The organism is Paraburkholderia sp. J76 (genome assembly GCF_905220295.1).
GTDB lineage: Bacteria > Pseudomonadota > Gammaproteobacteria > Burkholderiales > Burkholderiaceae > Paraburkholderia.
The window spans coordinates 64408-81287 of the sequence record NZ_CAJMZJ010000020.1; the positions used below are offsets into that span (position 1 = coordinate 64408).

The 16880-nt window shown below is 63.7% G+C and carries 15 protein-coding genes; 8 read left to right on the forward strand and 7 right to left on the reverse strand.

Annotated features, from left to right (window positions below; translation table 11 throughout):
* The first annotated feature begins 147 nt into the window (after window positions 1–147).
* Both U5768_RS29285 and U5768_RS29290 read left to right on the forward strand, forming a co-directional pair.
* Window positions 148–1338 carry a M20 aminoacylase family protein gene (locus tag U5768_RS29285; protein ID WP_322033806.1) on the forward strand — a complete coding sequence of 397 codons (1191 nt, stop codon included), beginning with the start codon at window positions 148–150 and terminating at the stop codon, window positions 1336–1338.
* A complete protein-coding gene (locus U5768_RS29290; protein ID WP_322033807.1) occupies window positions 1335–2639 on the forward strand; it encodes an MFS transporter in 1305 nt (434 codons plus the stop codon). The genes U5768_RS29285 and U5768_RS29290 overlap by 4 nt, the downstream gene beginning before the upstream one ends.
* A 106-nt stretch (window positions 2640–2745) precedes the next feature.
* On the opposite strand, the gene U5768_RS29295 is transcribed toward U5768_RS29290, so the two are convergent.
* Complete coding sequence (locus U5768_RS29295) at window positions 2746–3108, reverse strand: hypothetical protein (RefSeq protein ID WP_322033808.1); 363 nt, start codon at window positions 3106–3108, stop codon at window positions 2746–2748.
* A 280-nt stretch (window positions 3109–3388) separates the two neighbouring features.
* Between U5768_RS29295 and U5768_RS29300 the strand changes: the two genes are divergently transcribed.
* Window positions 3389–3943: a type 1 glutamine amidotransferase domain-containing protein gene (locus tag U5768_RS29300; protein WP_322033809.1), complete on the forward strand. Its 555-nt coding sequence runs from the start codon at window positions 3389–3391 to the stop codon at window positions 3941–3943.
* 21 nt (window positions 3944–3964) lie between these two features.
* On the opposite strand, the gene U5768_RS29305 is transcribed toward U5768_RS29300, so the two are convergent.
* The 3 genes from U5768_RS29305 to U5768_RS29315 form a co-directional block, all read right to left on the reverse strand.
* On the reverse strand, window positions 3965–5896 hold the full coding sequence (locus U5768_RS29305; RefSeq protein WP_322033810.1) for a potassium transporter Kup: 1932 nt from the start codon (window positions 5894–5896) through the stop codon (window positions 3965–3967).
* Between the two features lie 107 nt (window positions 5897–6003).
* Window positions 6004–6219, reverse strand: coding sequence for a hypothetical protein (locus U5768_RS29310; RefSeq protein WP_415913994.1), 216 nt, complete (start codon window positions 6217–6219; stop codon window positions 6004–6006).
* Between the two features lie 161 nt (window positions 6220–6380).
* Window positions 6381–7784 carry a sugar porter family MFS transporter gene (locus U5768_RS29315; protein WP_322033812.1) on the reverse strand — a complete coding sequence of 468 codons (1404 nt, stop codon included), beginning with the start codon at window positions 7782–7784 and terminating at the stop codon, window positions 6381–6383.
* A 188-nt stretch (window positions 7785–7972) separates the two neighbouring features.
* On the opposite strand from U5768_RS29315, the gene U5768_RS29320 reads away from it, so the two are divergent.
* Complete coding sequence (locus U5768_RS29320) at window positions 7973–8584, forward strand: LysE family translocator (RefSeq protein ID WP_415913995.1); 612 nt, start codon at window positions 7973–7975, stop codon at window positions 8582–8584.
* 26 nt (window positions 8585–8610) lie between these two features.
* On the opposite strand, the gene U5768_RS29325 is transcribed toward U5768_RS29320, so the two are convergent.
* Window positions 8611–8925 (reverse strand): hypothetical protein, encoded by a 315-nt coding sequence (locus U5768_RS29325; RefSeq protein WP_322033813.1) that lies wholly within the window; start codon window positions 8923–8925, stop codon window positions 8611–8613.
* Between the two features lie 91 nt (window positions 8926–9016).
* Window positions 9017–9307: a hypothetical protein gene (locus U5768_RS29330; RefSeq protein ID WP_322033814.1), complete on the reverse strand. Its 291-nt coding sequence runs from the start codon at window positions 9305–9307 to the stop codon at window positions 9017–9019.
* Between the two features lie 163 nt (window positions 9308–9470).
* On the opposite strand from U5768_RS29330, the gene U5768_RS29335 reads away from it, so the two are divergent.
* Both U5768_RS29335 and acnB read left to right on the forward strand, forming a co-directional pair.
* Complete coding sequence (locus U5768_RS29335; RefSeq protein ID WP_322033815.1) at window positions 9471–9854, forward strand: DUF3175 domain-containing protein; 384 nt, start codon at window positions 9471–9473, stop codon at window positions 9852–9854.
* A 180-nt stretch (window positions 9855–10034) separates the two neighbouring features.
* Complete coding sequence (acnB, locus tag U5768_RS29340) at window positions 10035–12620, forward strand: bifunctional aconitate hydratase 2/2-methylisocitrate dehydratase (protein WP_322033816.1); 2586 nt, start codon at window positions 10035–10037, stop codon at window positions 12618–12620.
* 104 nt (window positions 12621–12724) lie between these two features.
* On the opposite strand, the gene U5768_RS29345 is transcribed toward acnB, so the two are convergent.
* The gene (locus tag U5768_RS29345; protein WP_322033817.1) at window positions 12725–13096 is read right to left on the reverse strand and encodes a BON domain-containing protein; all 372 of its coding nucleotides are present in this window, start codon (window positions 13094–13096) and stop codon (window positions 12725–12727) included.
* Window positions 13097–13352: 256 nt separating this feature from the next.
* On the opposite strand from U5768_RS29345, the gene U5768_RS29350 reads away from it, so the two are divergent.
* Both U5768_RS29350 and U5768_RS29355 read left to right on the forward strand, forming a co-directional pair.
* On the forward strand, window positions 13353–14069 hold the full coding sequence (locus tag U5768_RS29350) for a transposase (protein ID WP_322033818.1): 717 nt from the start codon (window positions 13353–13355) through the stop codon (window positions 14067–14069).
* Between the two features lie 383 nt (window positions 14070–14452).
* A complete protein-coding gene (locus U5768_RS29355; RefSeq protein WP_322033819.1) occupies window positions 14453–16645 on the forward strand; it encodes a glycoside hydrolase family 28 protein in 2193 nt (730 codons plus the stop codon).
* Window positions 16646–16880 lie beyond the last annotated feature (235 nt).

The window sequence follows — 16880 nt, forward strand, 5'->3', positions numbered from 1 at the left end:
CGCGCGCCGCCTTGCTGCGCCGCGACAATCGACCGTTGACCACAAGTCAACATTTTCGGTGCTTTTCCGTCATCGGTCGAGGTTTTCGGCGATGCAATACTCGGCCTTCGGCATTTGCCCAAACCTATTCCAATAAAGGAGTCCCCCGTGAGCGAGCACCATTACTGCGAAGTCGCCGACCTGGCCGAAGCCCGATCGGAACTCGACGAAATCCGTCATCACCTCCACAAGCACCCGGAACTGTCGTACGAGGAAGTCGACACGTCGCGCTTCGTCGCGGACAAGCTCGAATCGTGGGGCTACGAAGTCGCGCGCCAGGTGGGCGGCCACGGCGTGGTGGCATCGCTCAAGGCGGGCACGAGCGCGCGCACCGTGGGCGTGCGCGCCGACATGGACGCCCTGCCGATCCAGGAGCTTACCGGCCTCGACTACGCGAGCGTTCACGAGGGCAAGATGCACGCGTGCGGCCACGACGGCCACACCACGGTCCTGCTCGGCGCGGCGCGCCAGCTCGCCAGAACACGCAATTTCGACGGCACCGTCCACCTGATCTTCCAGCCCGCCGAGGAAGCCGGCTCGGACAGCGGCGCCGAACGCATGATCGCCGACGGCCTGTTCGAGCGCTTCCCCTGCGAAGCGATTTTCGGCCTGCATAATCATCCGGGCGTGCCCACCGGCACGTTCGGTTTCCGCGCCGGTCCGCTCATGGCCGCGTGCGATACCGTCAAACTGCGCGTGCACGGCAAGGGCGGCCACGCCGCGCGCCCGCATCTGGCCGTGGACCCGGTGCTCGTGGGCAGCAGCATCGTGATGGCTTTGCAATCGGTGGTGTCGCGCAACGTCGATCCGAACGAAGCGGCGGTCGTGACCGTGGGCGCCTTCCGCTCGGGCCATGCGCCGAACGTGATTCCCGAAGACGCCGTGCTCGAAATGAGCGTGCGCTCGTTCTCGCCCGAAGTGCGCGCGACGCTCGAAGCGCGCATCCGCGCGCTCGTCGCGGCGCAGGCGCAAAGCTACGGCGCGACGGTGGACATCGAATTCATCCGCGGCTATCCGGTGCTTATCAACAGCGAAGCCGAAACCGAATTCGCACGCCAGGTGGCCGAGGAACTGGTCGGGCCGGAGCACGTCATCGCGCCGTTCCCGCCGATCGCGGGCAGCGAGGACTTCGCGTACTACCTGCAGCAGCGCCCCGGTTGCTTCGTACGCCTTGGCAATGGCGAAGGCCGGCCGATGCTGCACAACGCGCGCTACGACTTCAACGACGAGAATCTGACCATTGGCGCCGCGTTCTGGACGCGTCTGGTCGAACGCTTCCTCAGCAAGGAACGTGCATGAACGCCGCGACCGAACCGCTTCTGAAAGCGGCCGACGAAGCCTCGCTCTCGCCTGGCTACCAGCGCAAGATCGTTCTTGCGGCGGTGATCGGCAACCTGCTGGAATTCTTCGACTTCACGGTCTACAGCTATTTCGCGCTCACGATCGGCCATCAGTTCTTTCCCGCCGACAGCCAGGTCACGTCGCTGCTGCTCGCGTTCGCGGTGTTCGCCGTGGGCTTCGTGATGCGGCCGCTCGGCGGCATCGTGCTCGGCCGCTACGCGGACCGCGCGGGCCGCAAGCCGGCGCTCACGCTCACCATCTTGCTGATGGCGGTGGGTTCCGCGTCCATCGGACTTGCGCCGACCTACGCGCAGATCGGTATCGCGGCGCCGCTCCTGATCGTCCTCGCGCGCCTCGTGCAGGGCTTTGCGCAAGGCGGCGAGTTCGGCGCGGCAACGGCCACGCTGCTCGAAATGGGCGGACAGGCCAGCCGCGGCTTTCGCGCGAGCTGGCAACTGGCGAGCCAGGGCGCCGCGGCGCTGCTAGGCTCCGGACTCGCGGCGAGCCTCGGCTTCCTGCTTTCGGCGGAAACGATGCATAGCTGGGGCTGGCGCATTCCGTTTCTGCTCGGCACGCTGATCGCGCCTGTCGGCATTTATCTGCGCAGGCACATTCGCGAGGAGCCGCCGGCGCAGCGTGTGGTTGCAGATCGCAATGATCCGAAGCGCGGCGTGTACGTGCGAAACTGGTTCCTCACGATCTTCGCGATCATGGGCATGTCGGTTTCGACGTACGTCATGATGTACTACATGCCGACCTACTGCATTCAGTACCTGGGACTGCCACCCAGGATGTCGATACTGGCGGGCGTGGCTTCGAGCACCATCTCGCTGGTGATGTGTCCGATCTACGGTGCCTGGTCGGACCGCATGGGGCGCCGCAAGCCGCTCACGGTGATCGGGCGCATCGCGCTGATCCTGCTGCTGTACCCGGCGTTCTGGCTCATGACGCATTTTCCGTCGCTGCCTGTCGTGCTCGGCGCGCTCATCGCGCTCATGCTCTTCTACACGATGGGCTCCGCACCCGCTTATGCGCTGATGCCGGAGAACTTTCCGAAGCATCTGCGCGCAGGGTACATGTCGAGCGCGTACGCGATTGCCGTATCGGTATTCGGCGGCACGGCCCAGCTCGTGGCCGGCTGGCTCATCCATGTGACGGGCAGCAAGATGGCGCCCGCGTGGTACATGATCGGCTGCGTGCTGATTTCGCTGATCGCCGTTTCCCTGTTCGAGGAAACCGGCAACAAGGTCATCGACTAAAAAAACGGCCATGAAAAAAGGCGGCCGAACGCAGTTCGCGTCGGCCGCCTTTACTGCTTACTCCCCATCATTCTTCCCAGCCTGGTTTGGCTACGTAAATCCGTTCTTACTGGCTTCCCTGCGCGCCGCCGTTCGGTTGCGTACCCATTGCGCCGTTGCTGTTGTCATACTGCGTATTCGGGTGCATTCCGGGTGCAGGTGCTGCGCCCGTCCCCGTTCCCTGTCCGCCGCCCGTTGCGGTAGTACCCGGCGCGCCGTAGCCGCTGTTGTTGTAACGGGTGCCCGCCGCGCTTCCCGGCGGGCGTGCCGTATTGATGCCCGCCGCGCCCGTCGTGCCGCCGCCAGCGCCTACTCCGTTGCTACCGCCGTTGGCTCCGCCGGCTGTCCCGCCGGCGCCTTGCGCGAGCGCCACCGCCGAACACGTTGCGATTACGACTCCGGCCAGCAGTTGCTTGATCGATCCATTCATTTCGCTCTCCTTGAGGTTGTGGATGGAACTGCTGCGTGGCGCGCCGATGGGTGCTGAGTGCTGACGGGTGCTGATGGCCGCCACGCTTATCTCCTCTTCCGCAAGCGCCATGCCGCCGCCGAGTCTGTTTGCGCTCGTTTTGCCGGCGCCACGCGGCATCCGCCTTGCTGCAACGCGGATGCATGCAGGCCCGGCGTAACGCCGGAAAATCTAGGTTTCGATCGCTTTAGAGCGATCTCAATCGGTCTTAAATGCGGTCTCACATGCGGAGGAAATCGCAATGGCTAACATGCTAGACAACTGCAAGGTCGCAATCCTTGCCGTGGACGGATTCGAGGAAGTCGAACTTACCGAGCCGCGCCGCGCCCTCCAGGAGGCAGGCGCACAGGTGGACGTCATTTCGCAGAAAAGCGGCGAAATTCAGGGCTTTCGTCATGTGGACAAGGGCAGCAAGGTGAAGGTGGATCGCACGCTCGACGGCGCGAAGGCGGACGATTACGACGCGGTCGTACTGCCGGGCGGCGTGGTGAACGGCGACGCCATCCGCCTGATTCCGGAGGCGCAGGCGTTCGTGCGCGCCGCCAACGACGCCCAAAAGACGATTGCCGTGATCTGCCACGGCGGGTGGTTGCCCGTCTCGGCGGGTATCGTGAAGGGGCACACCATGACGAGCTGGCCGTCGTTGCAGGACGACATTCGCAACGCGGGCGGCAAGTGGGTCGACGAGACCATGGTCCACGACGGCAATCTCATCACGAGCCGCAAGCCCGACGATCTGCCTGCCTTCAACGCGGAGATTATCTCCACGCTTTCGGCGGCGGCAGGCACGGCGTGACAGCGGCGGTAGAAACGGCGCTCAAAGCGCCACCTGCACGCCCAGTTCGACCACATGCCCGGGCGCGAGACCGTAATACTCCGCGCTCGATGTGCAGTGATACGACATGAACGCGAAGAGCCGCGCACGCCAGCGGCTCACGTCCTGCTGAGCGTGCTGGCGCAACACCTCGTCGCGCGGCAGATAGTAGGTTGTCTGATGCGGGTCGAACCGCCAGTCGCCCAGCCGGCCTTGCAGCGAGGCCAAAAGGCGCGGGAGATTGGGCCGCTCCACAAACCCATGATGCGCGACGATCTCCCAGCAGCCCGCGCCCAGATCGCGCGCTTCGATGCGCGTTTCATCGTTCGCCTGTGGTGCGGACTCCGAAACATTGGCGAAGACGATCACCGTGCGGTGCAGGACATGATTGTGCCGCACGTTGCTCACCAGCGCGGCGGGCGTCATGCCGGGCACGTTGCCTGGATAAACCGCGGTGCCCGGCACGCGCGGCAGCTTTGGATCGGCGGTGCAGATGCCGCGCAGAAAGTCGTCCACCGACTCGCCGCGAGCCGCATGACGCGCCTCCAGTTCGCGGCCCCGGTTCCAGGTGCTCATCGTGATGAACAGCAACGCGCCCACGGAGACCGGAAACCAGCCGCCCGTGGGAATTTTTGGCAGATTCGCGGCGAGCAGCAGGCCGTCCACGATCAGCAGCGGCACGCACGTGAGCACCGTGACGAGGCGCGGCCAGCCCCACACTTCGCGGCATACGGACAGCATCTGCATCGACGTCGTCACCATCGTCATCGCGACCGCGAGGCCGTAAGCCGAAGTGAGGCGTTCAGAGGTGCGAAAGAACAGCACGAGAAACACTACGGCCACGAGCAGGCCCGCATTCACCGCCGGAACATACACCTGGCCGCGCCGCGTGCTCGAAGTTTCTATCGTGCGCATGCGCGGCAGGAAGCCGAGTTCAATGGCCTGACTCGTCATCGAAAACGCGCCCGAAATCACCGCCTGCGAAGCGATGATGGTCGCGAGCATGGCGATGCCGACCGCAGGAATGAGGGCCCAGTGCGGCACCGAGCGAAAGAACGGCTGGCTGGCGCTGTTCGGCTCGAACAGCACCGTGGCGGCCTGACCGAAATAACCCGCGACGATCGCGGGCAGCACGATGCAAAAGAACGCCACGCGAATGGAACGCTTGCCGAAATGGCCGATGTCGGCGTAGAGCGCCTCGGCGCCCGTCAACGCAAGAATCACGGCGCCCAGCACGCCGAATGCGAGCGCCGGATGCGCGAACGCGAGCCGCACAGCCCATACCGGCGACGCCGCGGCGAGTATCGCGGGATAGAGCACGATGTGATAAATGCCCACCGCCGCGAGGCTCAGGAACCATACCGCCATCACGGGACCGAAGGTGCGCCCGACAACGGCGGTGCCGCGCGACTGGAACAGGAACAGCGCCACGAGAATCGCCAGCGAAACCGGCAGCACGGCGCTGTCGAACGAGGGATTGATTTCCTTGAGCCCTTCCACGGCGGAGAGCACGGAAATAGCGGGCGTGATCATCGCGTCGCCGTAGAACATCGCCGCGCCGACCAGGCCCGCGAGCACCAGCAACCGGGGCGCGGGGCGCCCTGCTTTAGCGAACCCGCCACGCACGAGCGCCGTAAGCGCTACGATGCCGCCCTCGCCTTCGTTATCGGCGCGCATGACGAAGCAGGCGTACTTGACCACCACGACGATCAGCACCGCCCACAGGATCATGGAAAGCACGCCCATCACAAGTGGCTGTGCCTCGGAATGCAACGTCTGGACGGCTTCGCGCAGCGCGTAGATCGGGCTCGTGCCGATGTCGCCGAACACCACGCCGAGCGCACCGAGCACCAGCGCACTCTGGCCGGAATTGTCCTTGCCGCCCGCTTTATCTTTCGGCGCTTTTTTGAGCGGGTTGAGGCGTTCCTGAAGCATGGCGGCGCGCGGCGTTCGTGGAGATTCTGGGTTGACGCAAGCCGCGTTCCTCTACCCATCTTTCCCGACTTATCTGGCGAGATGCCTTCCTCGACGGATTGGCTACGTCAAGCAGCTTCGGCCTGCATATCGTTAGCCGGCGCGGCGACAGCCTCAACCGGCCTGGCGATGGGCGGCGTCGCAACCGAACTGCCGCCGCTCAGTTCGCGGATGGCGACCAGAAGCTGCGCCCAGCTCCCGTGCCAGCGGTCCTCGCGCAGACAGTGGCCCACGGCATCACATACGCGCAGCACGCCGGTATCGGGGTAAAACGTAAAGGTCACGGGCGCGTCTTCAATCACGCAGGTCGTGGTGCAAGGTCTCGTCGCATACATGGTCATATTCCCTGGTTTGAGTTATTGCGTCGCGCGCGGCGAAACGCAGTGCCAAGAGTGGTTGCAAGCGTCGTGCCCGCCCACTTCGCCGCGCGGGTTCATGCGGTTGGTCAACGCCCGATCTCGCGCAATGGCTTGCCCGCCAGCAAATTCTGTTCGATCGTTTCGAGCGGCACGCCGCGCGTTTCCGGCACGAACCAGAACGTGAACGCAATAAACGCCGCGTTCAATGCCGCGTAGAGCCAGAACGTCTGTGCGTGACCGAAAGCGTTGAGCATCGTGAGAAAGGTTGCGCCCACAATCGTATTGGCGACCCAGTTGGTAAACGTCGACGCCGCAATGCCGAAGTCGCGCCCCTTGATCGGCTGGATTTCGGAGCAAAGAATCCAGATCATCGGCCCCGCCGACATGGCGAAGCCGGCGATGAACACCAGCAGCATCGCCACGGCCAGAAACTGCTGCGCGTGCGTGGCAACACCGAGCTTGAGAAGCCAGCCCAGCGCGCCCATGCCGAACGTCATCACGCTAAAGCCGGTCAGCAGGATGGGACGGCGGCCCCAACGGTCGACGAGACCGATGGCGATAAACGTGGCGACCACATTGACCGCACCCACGATCACGGTGCCCCATAGCTGCGCCGGATGTCCGCTGTAGCCGGCGAGCCCGAAAATACGCGGCGCGTAATACATGACGACGTTAATGCCCGTGAGTTGCTGAACGACCTGGAGCGTGATGCCCAGCGCCAGCGAGCGGCGGAAATCGCGGCTCGAGCGCAGGAGCGCGAAGCCTTGTTCCTTGACCTCGAGCTGTCGCGCGATATCCTTCATCTCCTGTTCCACCGCCGCCGTTTCGGTTCGCAGGCTGTTGAGCACTTTGCGCGCTTCGTCGGTGCGGCCTTTCATCATGAGCCAGCGCGGGCTGCGCGGCAACGTCAGCACGCCCAGCAGAAACAGTGCGGCCGGAATGGCCACGACGCCGAGCATCCATCGCCACGCCCCGGAAGACGAAAAGGCCGTATCGGAGAGAAACGCAATCAGGATGCCGACCGTGATCATCAACTGATACGCGGACACCATCGCGCCGCGCACCTGCCCCGGCGCGATTTCCGATAAATAGAGCGGCGCAGTGAACGTCGCGATGCCCACGGCCACACCGAGCACGAAGCGCGCGCCGATCAGGAACGCGGGATTGGGCGCGCTCGCGCACAACAGCGAACCAACGATGAAAAGGGCCGCGCCGAGCAGCAGCGAATATTTACGTCCAAGCCGGAACGAGAGCCAGCCGGCGGCGACCGCGCCGGCCGCCGCGCCCACCATCATCGAGCTGACGATCCACTCCTGAACGTGGTCGTTCACCTGAAAGTCTTTGGCGATGAAAGGCAGCGCGCCGGCGATGACACCGATGTCGAGACCGAACAGCAGGCCGGCCAGCGCGGCCATGGCGCATGTCATCCAGATGCGCGAGCGCGTGCCCACGTGCAAGCCATGATGCGACTGCGAGACGTATGAACCCATTTGAAAACTCCTGCGCAAGTGCGTGCAGGTCACGGCCACGCCCTTGCGTGGACGGCCTTGCATGAGTGATGTGGCACCGCTTCGCAAGCGCCGTGCCGCGGGATCACGGTAGCCTCGCGGAGTATCATGAGAGGGTGAATAATGCGTCGGTTGCGGACGCATCGAACCTCGCCGAGGGAACTGCCATCGTGAATTATTTCAATGTCCTGCTCGCGCTTTCGGGCGTGTTGTTTCTGAGCGTCGCCAGCCCGGGGCCGAATTTCGTCATCGTTACCTCCACGGCCGTGGCTTCGCGGCGCGCCGGTCTCGCGACCGGGCTCGGGCTGGCCGCCGCCTCCGGCACCTGGGCATGGATCGCCATGGCGGGGTTGAGCCTGATCGTGGCCCATGTCGCATGGATCGGCGCCGGGCTACGCATTGCGGGCGCGAGCTATCTGATCTGGCTCGGAGTGAAAATGCTGCTCACCGCGCGCCACCCCATGGAGGTTTGCGCGCAGGCGAGCGCATCGGGCTGGGCGGCGGCGAAAAAAGGTTATGTCGTCAGCATGACGAATCCGAAGGCCATTGCGTTCTACGGCAGCATCTTCGCGTTGATGGTGCCCGCCAGTGCGCCGCGCTGGCTCGAAGTGGCCGTCGTCGTCATTGCCATCGCCATCTCGTGCGGGTGGTATTGCACGATGGCCTTGCTCGCCTCGCATCCCGCCGTGCGGCAGTTTCTCGTTCGGCGCAAAGCCGCGCTCGATTCAGTGGTGGGCGTCGTGCTGATCGGACTAGGCGGGCGCATGCTCACAGGCCGTTGAATCATGCACCCCCATACTTCGCATCCCTAATTGTTCTCTTTTTTCACGGGCGCGCTGTTATGTCCGAACGATCCCGGCGGCTCCGCCTTCCCATGATGGCCGAGCGGCACTTCCGCCGTTTGTTCCGGATGCGGTCCGCCCTCGCGCGGCATCACCTCCGGCCGTGATTCGGGCTGATCGAAACTGCCCGGCGTGCCCCGAGCGGGTTTTTCCTGCGCCCGTTGCTCGTCCTGGGCGCGTTTGCCCCCGCCCGTTTCGTCGGCTTCATCCGGTGTGGGGTTTTGTGTCGAAAGACCCATATCCGCTCCTTTTCCTTTATCCGGCTGCCCAGTAGATTGCATCTCTTCCTCCCTTGTGCGTGGCGATTGCAATTCCACCCACTCCCCTTGTAATTTCTTTACCCGTCCGTTTTTATTCGCCTTATTCCCCGCTCTATTCCCGATAAGCCGCCATTACGATCCACATGTCGCGCTCGCCGTTGCTCACTTCGGCAGCCAGCGCGTAAGCGTCGCGCGGATCGCAGGCGTTTTGCAGCGCCTTGCGCGCCTGCTCGGTGTTTTCATACTCGCGCTTCGCCAGCGGGCGCACCTCATTGCGGCCCTCGAACATCTTCTGGTCTTTGCGGTAGATAAGCGTTTCCGTTTTCCATTCGCGAAAGCATTCCCTGACATGCTGGAAATCGCCTCCGCATACGTTCACTTCGTAGCGTGGAGTTGACTTCATGATCGACTGCCTCCATTCCCGGTTCTGCACGCGCTAGCTGTTTTCCTCACGTCCGGCGCGTCCGCATCAAGGAAGAACGCATAGAGCGTGCCGGGGTCGCACCACAGCCGGTATTGCATTTGCGCAACCTTCGGGGAATCCACAGCCGAAAAAGGGAGAAGTCATGAGTACGAGCCCGCATTCCTCTACCCGGCGCAAGAGCGGTCGCCCCGCGCGCCAACGTCATGCCCACGCGAGCGCCGCTAAAAGCCGCAAGTCAAGCACGTCCGGCACCACGAAGAAGTGGTCGAAGCACGTGAACGAGACGAGCGACGCCATGGACATCGAATCCGGCGTATTCAAGTCGGGCAGCGCCGAAACGATTGCCCAGTCGCTCAAGGAATCGTCGCTGCACAGCCGGCGGCGCAAGGGCACGCCGTTTCAGTCGGCCATGTCGATGCTGAACTTTTACATCAATCGCGCGGGCAAAAACCTGCCCAAATCGCGGCGCGACACCCTCGTGAAAGCCAAAGGAAAGCTGCGCGAAGCGTTTGGCCGCAAACCCTGACCCAAAATCTCAGGCTTTTCCACGCCGCCACGGGCGTTGCGCGCGAACTCTTATATAAGACATAAGACATTTGACGCAATAGGGCGTTGCAATTAAAATTGCGGTCAAAGCAGTGCCTGGAAAAGCCTCGGAGTGCCCGAAAAGCCTTCGCCTTCAAACGCAATACCAGTAGGTCCCCCAATGCTTGAAAACTATCGCGCTCACGTAGCCGCACGCGCCGCGCTCGGCATTCCTCCTCTCCCGCTCACGGCTCAGCAAACCGCCGAACTGGTGGAACTGCTGACGAACCCGCCCGCGGGCGAAGAGCAAACGCTGGTCGACCTGATCACCAACCGCGTGCCCGCAGGCGTGGATGAAGCCGCCCGCGTGAAGGCCGGCTTTCTCGCCGCCGTGGCCAAGGGCGAAACCGCCTGCGCGCTGATCTCGCGCGCGCGCGCCACCGAACTGCTCGGCACGATGCTGGGCGGCTACAACATCGCCCCGCTGATCGAGCTGCTGTCCGACGCCGAAGTGGGCACCGTGGCTGCCGAATCGCTGAAGAAAACCCTGCTGATGTTCGACCAGTTCCACGACGTCAAGGAACTGGCCGACAAAGGCAACGCCAACGCGAAGGCCGTGCTGCAAAGCTGGGCCGACGCCGAATGGTTCACGAGCCGCCCGGAAGTGCCGGAAAGCCTGACCATTACCGTGTTCAAGGTCACGGGCGAAACCAACACCGACGACCTCTCGCCGGCTCCGGACGCCACGACGCGCCCCGACATCCCGATGCACGCGCTGGCCATGCTCAAGAACGCGCGCCCCGGCATCACGCCGGAAGAAGACGGCAAGCGCGGCCCGATCAAGTTCATCGAATCGCTGAAGGAAAAGGGTCACCTGGTCGCCTACGTGGGCGACGTGGTCGGCACGGGCTCCTCGCGCAAGTCGGCGACCAACTCGGTGCTGTGGTTCACGGGCGAAGACATCCCCTTCATCCCGAACAAGCGCTTTGGCGGCGTGTGCCTCGGCGGCAAGATCGCCCCGATCTTCTACAACACGATGGAAGACGCCGGCGCGCTGCCGATCGAACTCGACGTTTCGCAGATGGAAATGGGCGACGTGGTCGAACTGCGCCCGTACGAAGGCAAGGCGCTCAAGAACGGCGCGGTCATCTCCGAATTCACGGTCAAGTCCGACGTGCTGTTCGACGAAGTGCGCGCCGGCGGCCGCATTCCGCTGATCATCGGCCGCGGTCTCACGTCCAAGGCGCGTGAAGCGCTCGGCCTCGCGCCGTCCACGCTGTTCCGCCTGCCGCAACAGCCGGCCGACAGCGGCCGTGGCTTCTCGCTCGCACAGAAGATGGTTGGCCGCGCGTGCGGTCTGCCGGAAGGCCAGGGCGTGCGCCCGGGCACGTACTGCGAACCGAAGATGACCTCGGTGGGCTCGCAGGACACCACGGGCCCGATGACCCGCGACGAACTGAAGGACCTCGCGTGCCTCGGCTTCTCGGCCGATCTCGTCATGCAGTCGTTCTGCCACACGGCCGCTTACCCGAAGCCGGTGGACGTGAAGACGCACCAGACGTTGCCGAACTTCATCAGCACGCGCGGCGGTATCGCGCTGCGTCCGGGCGACGGCGTGATCCACTCGTGGCTCAACCGCATGTTGCTGCCCGACACGGTCGGCACCGGCGGCGACTCGCACACGCGCTTCCCGATCGGCATCAGCTTCCCGGCGGGTTCGGGTCTGGTCGCGTTCGCGGCCGCCACGGGCACGATGCCGCTGGACATGCCGGAATCGGTGCTCGTGCGCTTCAAGGGCAAGATGCAGCCGGGCGTGACGCTGCGCGACCTCGTCAACGCGATCCCGCTGTGGGCGATCAAGCAAGGCTCGCTGACGGTCGCCAAGCAAGGCAAGAAGAACATCTTCTCGGGCCGCATCCTCGAAATCGAAGGCCTCCCCGACCTGAAGGTCGAGCAAGCGTTCGAACTGTCGGACGCCTCGGCTGAACGTTCGGCCGCCGGCTGCACGGTGCACCTGAACAAGGAACCGATCATCGAATACCTCAACAGCAACATCACGCTGCTGAAGTGGATGATCGCGCAGGGCTATCAAGATCCGCGCAGCCTGCAACGCCGTATCAAGGCGATGGAAGCGTGGCTCGCCGACCCGCAACTGCTGCAACCGGACGCGGACGCCGAATACGCCGCTGTCATCGAAATCGATCTGGCCGACATCCACGAACCGATCGTGGCCTGCCCGAACGACCCGGACGACGTGAAGACGCTTTCGGATGTGGCCGGCGCCAAGATCGACGAAGTGTTCATCGGCTCGTGCATGACCAACATCGGTCACTTCCGCGCGGCTTCGAAGCTGCTCGAAGGCAAGCGCGACATTCCCGTGAAGCTGTGGGTCGCGCCGCCGACCAAGATGGACCAGAAGCAACTGACCGAAGAAGGCCACTACGGCGTGTTCGGCACGGCGGGCGCGCGCACCGAAATGCCGGGCTGCTCGCTGTGCATGGGCAACCAGGCACAGGTGCGCGAAGGCGCGACGGTCATGTCCACGTCCACGCGTAACTTCCCGAACCGTCTGGGCAAGAACACGAACGTGTACCTTGGCTCGGCGGAACTCGCGGCGATCTGCTCGCGTCTGGGCAAGATCCCCACGAAGGAAGAGTACATGGCCGACATGGGCGTGCTGAACGCCAATGGCGACAAGATCTATCAGTACATGAACTTCGACCAGATAGAAGACTTCAAGGAAGTCGCCGACACGGTGACGATGTAAGTACGACGTCGGGGTACGGCGCGGGATTGTTGCGATAGATCCGCGCCGTAGCACCGCGCAATGGCGCCGCAGGCTGAATGTCTGCGGCGCCATCTTTTATCTGGTCAGCCGTTTCCGCCGTGAAAGAGCGTCAGCCTGTTCGTCACCGAATTCACGCCCTGCACCGAGCGCGCGACCTCTTCCGCCTGGCGAATCTGGTCGCCGGTGCGAACCGTGCCGCTTAAAGTCACCGCGCCGCCGCGCGCGCGAACGAAAACGCCCGATACGTTGAATCCCTGCGCCCGGGACAATGCGCGCCGCACGGCACGCGCGAGTGCGCGGTCCGACTTCGTCGCGCTGGGCGCCGCCTGAGTGGTGCCGGTTGCGCCCGCGCCCATCGACGCGTCCTTTGGCGCGTTGGCCGACTGCGCATACGCCATGCCAGCCGCGGTCAACAGACAAAACGCACACAAGGCGTATCGCAGATTCGATTTCATGACTCGTTCTCCTGTGATTGCCGCGCAGGGATGCGCCGGCCGCAGTCCCATATTGCACCCGCATTCGGGCGTTCGCTCCGAGGGCGCTCGACCGTGACCATCAAATCCGCGAAGTGAGGCCAGAAAAAAGGCTTGTTCGCGATGCCTGCGTTCGCGCGCGACCCATAGAATTTCGTCGTGTATTCATGTTACACACTGTCGAGCGCCCGATAACTGTCGGGGCGCTTTTCCAAATCGGATTTCCGGTTAATTCAGCATGACACGGCTTGCACGGCACTACGTCCCAGAACAACCGCAGCACGTTATCTTGCAGGGGCTCACGGGGCCCGCATTCCTCGACGAAGGCGACTACCTGTATTTCCTCGCCTGCCTGGCGGACGCCGCGCGCGTCGCCGATCTGGCAGTCCACGCGTGGGTGCTCATGCCCGGCGCGGTGCAGTTCCTCGTCACGCCTTCGTACGAGTCGAGCGTGGCCATGGCGATGCAGGCGGTGGGCCGTCGCTATGTCGATACCTTTAACCGCCGGCACGGACGCCGCGGCACGGTGTGGCGCGGCGGATACCACGCCACGGTGATCGAGCCCGAGCGGTATTTCCTGCTCGCGAGTCAGGTCATCGATCAGATGCCGGTGCGCAACGGCCTCGTGACCGAACCGGGGAATTACCCGTGGTCGAGCTACATGCATCACGCCGGCATGCGTGTCGATCGCTTCGTCAAGGATCATCCGCTCTATCGCGCACTCGGCGATACGCCATTCGAGCGCCAGCAGTCATACCGCGATCTGGGGACGCAACCGCTCGACGAACGCGAGGTCGACAATCTCATGCGGTCCACGCTTGAGGGCTGGGTGCTCGGCAGCGCCGCGTATTGCGAGTGGGCCGCACAAACCGCCAACCGGCGTTTAACACCGCTGCTGCTGCGCGACCGGCCGCCCGGCGTTCTCACGACACGCGCTTTCGCGCACGAAGGCTAATTACGTCTTCCACTCCCGGCTTCGCCGCGTGAGGGATACAAGGATGCCCAGCGCGTGTCGCCGGGCATCGGCAAGTCAGAGAATTCTCCCAACCTCGTCAGACAAATTCTTCGCGCCGTAAGCTGCCTGTAGCCCTAGGCGGCTCTGCGCGCACATGTCATACCAGGTTCATCACCTAGATAAATCTGATTGACGATTTTCATGTCGTCTGACAACAATATCTTCAGTGATCGGCCAGCCGCTCCTGTTCGATCTCTTCGCTGTAACCGCGCCTCTCCCGTTCGCGTTAGCGTCGTCACGCGGCCCTTGCAGTTCAACCGCCGCCGAAGTCCGGTCAACCGTCAACGAAACAATCCAGCGAGACAACATAGGAGAACGAATCAATGGCAACGCAAGATCAAGACGATCCCCTGCTCTCCGAATGCCACCCGAACACGCCCGCGTCGCCCAAACGGCGCGCGTTCATGGCCTTCGCAGGCGCGTCGGCGGGCGCAAGCCTTCTCGCCGCCAGCCGCACAGCGGCAGCGGCAAACACCCTGTTTCCCACGCCTGCCACGTTCGGCGGGCATCTTCCGCCGCCGCCCGTCCACCCCTCCGGCGACCCGATCTGGGGCCCGGAAGGCCAGGCCACGGCCATCATCAGGCAGCTTGCGCACGTCGATCGATCGCTGTTCTCCCGATTCGATTTTCACGTGACGAGCTTCGGGGCGCGCACCCTCCCCGCCTCTGCATTGATTACGTCCACCGCCTGGCCCGGCGGCAAGATTCCATGGGTGACGGGCGGCGCGGAGCAGACCGCGCATCCGGCCAGCGACCTGCAAAGCCCCGGCTCGGGCGTGATGGTGCCTTGCGATTACACGGGCACGCAGTACGACTCATGCGCCGCGATCAACGCCGCGATCGTCGGCGCTAGCCGCGCCGGCGGCGGACGCGTGGTGGTGCCGGCCGGCAACTGGTATTGCGGCGGTCCGATCGTGCTGCTCAGCCATGTGAACCTCCATCTGGAATCGGGCTGCACGATCTATTTCAGCCCGAACCCCGCGGACTACGCGAAAAGCGGCCCGTACAAGACGGCCAACGGCAATCTGTACCACACGCGCTGGCAGGCGAACGATTGCCTGAATTTCGGCTCGCCGATCTACGCATTCCGCCAGACCAACATTGCCGTGACCGCCGACGACAACACCTGCGTGCTGAACGGTCAGGCCATGACGCCCATGCAGCCGAGCACCCAGGCGCCTACCTCGTGCTGGTGGACCTACAAGGGCAGCAGCAACACCTATGGTTGCGCGGGTTCGACAACGCCCTCGCAGGCTTATGCAAATCCGAACAACGTCCCGCTAACGAGCCTTCCCGCGTCGCAGATCCGCAACCCGCAGGCGAACGTCTCATTCACAAACCAGAACGGCGTAACCACTTCGCTGATGAACCTGCTCACGGGCACGGGCTGGAACCAGGATCAGAACTATCTGCCCGCGCTCTCCGAACTGCGCGTGCCGGTCGAAAACCGCATTTTCGGCAACGGCCATTATCTGCGCCCGTGCATGGTCGAGTTCATTGGTTGTACGAACGTTTATCTGCAGAACTACCACACGCAGAACACACCGTTCTGGCAGCACCATCCCACCGATTGCACGAACGTGGTGATCGACGGCGTGTTTGCCGACAGCGTCGGACCGAACAACGACGGCTTCGATCCGGACGCATGCGATCACGTGCTGGTGCAGAACGTTCAGTTCAACACCGGGGACGACTGCATCGCGATCAAGTCCGGCAAGTACCTCGACACCGAATATGGTCCGATGCAGAACATCGTCGTGCAGAACTGCACGATGCAAAGCGGCCACGGCGGTCTGACGATCGGCAGCGAAATGAGCGCGGGTGTGCGCAACGTCTACGCCCGCAACCTGACGATGCAAAACGAGAACTGGGCGAGCAATCCGCTGAATATCGCGCTGCGCTTCAAGAGCAACATGAACCGCGGCGGATTCATCAACAATGTGTGGATCAACGGCGTAACGTTGTCCAACGGCGTGAACCTTGCCGGCAAATATGGCGGCGGGTCGCTCGGCGCCGCGATCAGCAAGATCACGGGTACGGGCACGACCGGGCTCGCAACGAATCCGTCCACGGGCCAGGGCAGCCTGATCACGTTCGATTGCGATTACAGCCCGTCAGGCGACTCGGTGCGATGGAGTCCGTCTGTGATCAGCAACATCAACATCACGAACGTGAACGCGAGCAACGTGTCGGGCGCGGTGTCGTATTCGATGCCTTCGGGCTTCGTCGCCGGGTCGAACTCGTGCTTCCAGGCGCTGGTGATGCAGGGCCCCGAGGCAGTGGATTACAACGGTCCGCTGCCGGTGCCGACCGTGAGTCCGATTAGCGGCGTCACGATCTCGAACTGCAACCTCGGCAACCCGGTATGCACCGGCGCGGTTCCGACGACGCCCTCGACCTCCGCGTCGGCCGCACCCGGGCCGGTTTTCGTGAGCAACGTGAGCGGCATTACGCTGAAGAATGTGGTGATCGCGGGCACCACGTACAACACGTCGCTGACCGCACCCGCAACCTGATGGCGATGCACACGAACGCGGGCCGCCGCGTTCGTGTGCGTGGGGATCGCGCAGCTAGTGTCGTTCCTTTTCGCCCCGAGGTTGCCGGGGCTGGCGAGCCGGTTCGTCACCGGACTGCACTGGCTCGCGCGTACAGGCGTCCGGCGGCATGACAAAGGGAACGTCGTCGCGGCAACACGCGTAAACCGGGAACCCGTATGCGTTCGTCCCGACGATCGTCGTTGGCCCATGCAAC